Source organism: Pseudoalteromonas sp. MMG006 (assembly GCF_018101025.1).
GTDB lineage: Bacteria > Pseudomonadota > Gammaproteobacteria > Enterobacterales > Alteromonadaceae > Pseudoalteromonas.
Window position 1 is genome coordinate 1 of record NZ_JAGJEJ010000040.1, and the last position, 2,955, is coordinate 2,955.

Here is a 2,955-nt window from a genome sequence, read left to right on the forward strand (position 1 = left end):
AAGACCCGTTTGGGTTGTATGGTTAAGTGACTAAGCGTACACGGTGGATGCCTTGGCAGTTGGAGGCGATGAAGGACGTATTAACTTGCGATAAGCCTAGTCAAGCTAGTAAAAAGCGCTTGAGACTAGGATTTCCGAATGGGGAAACCCACCTGCTTGCAGGTATCGTTAACTGAATACATAGGTTAACGAGGCGAACGCGGAGAACTGAAACATCTAAGTACCCGTAGGAAAAGAAATCAACCGAGATTCCGAAAGTAGCGGCGAGCGAAATCGGAACAGCCCTTAAGCTTATTATGTGTTAATGGAAGGCTCTGGAAAGTGCCACGATACAGGGTGATAGTCCCGTACATGAAAAGACATTTTAAGTGAAATCGAGTAGGTCGGAGCACGTGAAACTTTGACTGAATATAGGTGGACCATCATCTAAGGCTAAATACTCCCAACTGACCGATAGTGAACCAGTACCGTGAGGGAAAGGCGAAAAGAACCCCTGTGAGGGGAGTGAAATAGAACCTGAAACCGTGTACGTACAAGCAGTAGGAGCCTACTTGTTAGGTGACTGCGTACCTTTTGTATAATGGGTCAGCGACTTATATTTTGTAGCGAGGTTAACCGTATAGGGTAGCCGTAGGGAAACCGAGTCTTAACTGGGCGACTAGTTGCAAGGTATAGACCCGAAACCCGGTGATCTAGCCATGGGCAGGTTGAAGGTTGAGTAACATCAACTGGAGGACCGAACCCACTAACGTTGAAAAGTTAGGGGATGACCTGTGGCTAGGAGTGAAAGGCTAATCAAACCGGGAGATAGCTGGTTCTCCCCGAAATCTATTTAGGTAGAGCCTCGGACGAATACTTACGGGGGTAGAGCACTGTTAAGGCTAGGGGGTCATCCCGACTTACCAACCCTTTGCAAACTCCGAATACCGTAAAGTAATATCCGGGAGACACACGGCGGGTGCTAACGTCCGTCGTGAAGAGGGAAACAACCCAGACCGCCAGCTAAGGTCCCAAAGTCATAGTTAAGTGGGAAACGATGTGGAAAGGCCCAGACAGCCAGGAGGTTGGCTTAGAAGCAGCCATCCTTTAAAGAAAGCGTAATAGCTCACTGGTCGAGTCGGTCTGCGCGGAAGATGTAACGGGGCTAAACTATGCACCGAAGCTGCGGATTCAACGTTTACGTTGAGTGGTAGGGGAGCGTTCTGTAAGCCGTTGAAGGTGTGCCGGGAGGCATGCTGGAGGTATCAGAAGTGCGAATGCTGACATGAGTAACGATAATGCGGGTGAAAAACCCGCACGCCGGAAGACCAAGGGTTCCTATCCCATGTTAATCAGGGTAGGGTAAGTCGACCCCTAAGGCGAGGCCGAAAGGCGTAGTCGATGGGAAACGGATTAATATTTCCGTACTTGGTATAATTGCGATGGGGGGACGGAGAAGGCTAAGCAAGCATGGCGATGGTTGTCCATGTGAAAGTGAGTAGGGCGTTTGTTTAGGTAAATCCGGACGAACATTAAACCTGAGACACGAGACGAGCTACTACGGTAGTGAAGTTGTTGATGCCATACTTCCAGGAAAAGCCTCTAAGCTTCAGATTATACCGAATCGTACCCCAAACCGACACAGGTGGTCAGGTAGAGAATACTAAGGCGCTTGAGAGAACTCGGGTGAAGGAACTAGGCAAAATCGTACCGTAACTTCGGGAGAAGGTACGCTCCTATCTGTGATGAGACTTGCTCTCTAAGCGGACGGGAGCCGCAGTGACCAGGTGGCTGGGACTGTTTATTAAAAACACAGCACTGTGCAAAATCGCAAGATGACGTATACGGTGTGACACCTGCCCGGTGCCGGAAGGTTAATTGATGGGGTTATCCTTAGGGAGAAGCTCTTGATCGAAGCCCCGGTAAACGGCGGCCGTAACTATAACGGTCCTAAGGTAGCGAAATTCCTTGTCGGGTAAGTTCCGACCTGCACGAATGGTGTAACCATGGCCACGCTGTCTCCACCCGAGACTCAGTGAAATTGAAATCGCAGTGAAGATGCTGTGTACCCGCGGCTAGACGGAAAGACCCCGTGAACCTTTACTACAGCTTGGCACTGAACATTGAACCTACATGTGTAGGATAGGTGGGAGACTTTGAAGATGAGACGCTAGTTTTGTTGGAGTCGTCCTTGAAATACCACCCTTGTAGTTTTGATGTTCTAACGTTGGCCCCTGAATCGGGGTTACGGACAGTGCCTGGTGGGTAGTTTGACTGGGGCGGTCTCCTCCCAAAGAGTAACGGAGGAGCACGAAGGTTGGCTAAGTACGGTCGGACATCGTACGGTTAGTGTAATGGTAGAAGCCAGCTTAACTGCGAGACAGACACGTCGAGCAGGTACGAAAGTAGGTCATAGTGATCCGGTGGTTCTGAATGGAAGGGCCATCGCTCAACGGATAAAAGGTACTCCGGGGATAACAGGCTGATACCGCCCAAGAGTTCATATCGACGGCGGTGTTTGGCACCTCGATGTCGGCTCATCACATCCTGGGGCTGAAGTCGGTCCCAAGGGTATGGCTGTTCGCCATTTAAAGTGGTACGCGAGCTGGGTTTAGAACGTCGTGAGACAGTTCGGTCCCTATCTGCCGTGGGCGTTTGAGAATTGAGAGGGGTTGCTCCTAGTACGAGAGGACCGGAGTGAACGAACCGCTGGTGTTCGGGTTGTCATGCCAATGGCATTGCCCGGTAGCTACGTTCGGAACTGATAAGCGCTGAAAGCATCTAAGCGCGAAGCAGGCCTCGAGATGATTTCTCACTAGACTTTTAAAGTCTCTGAAGGGCCGTTGAAGACTACAACGTTGATAGGCAAGATGTGGAAGTGGTGTGAGCCATTAAGCTAACTTGTACTAATTACCCGTGAGGCTTAACCATACAACGCCAAACGCGTTTTGTGACAGTAAAGCGACAGAAGTTAAT

Annotated in this window: 1 rRNA gene; it reads left to right on the top strand. The window is 50.1% G+C overall.

The features are described from left to right. Window positions 1-20: 20 nt before the first annotated feature. Window positions 21-2,910 (top strand): 23S ribosomal RNA (locus J8L73_RS19070). Window positions 2,911-2,955 lie beyond the last annotated feature (45 nt).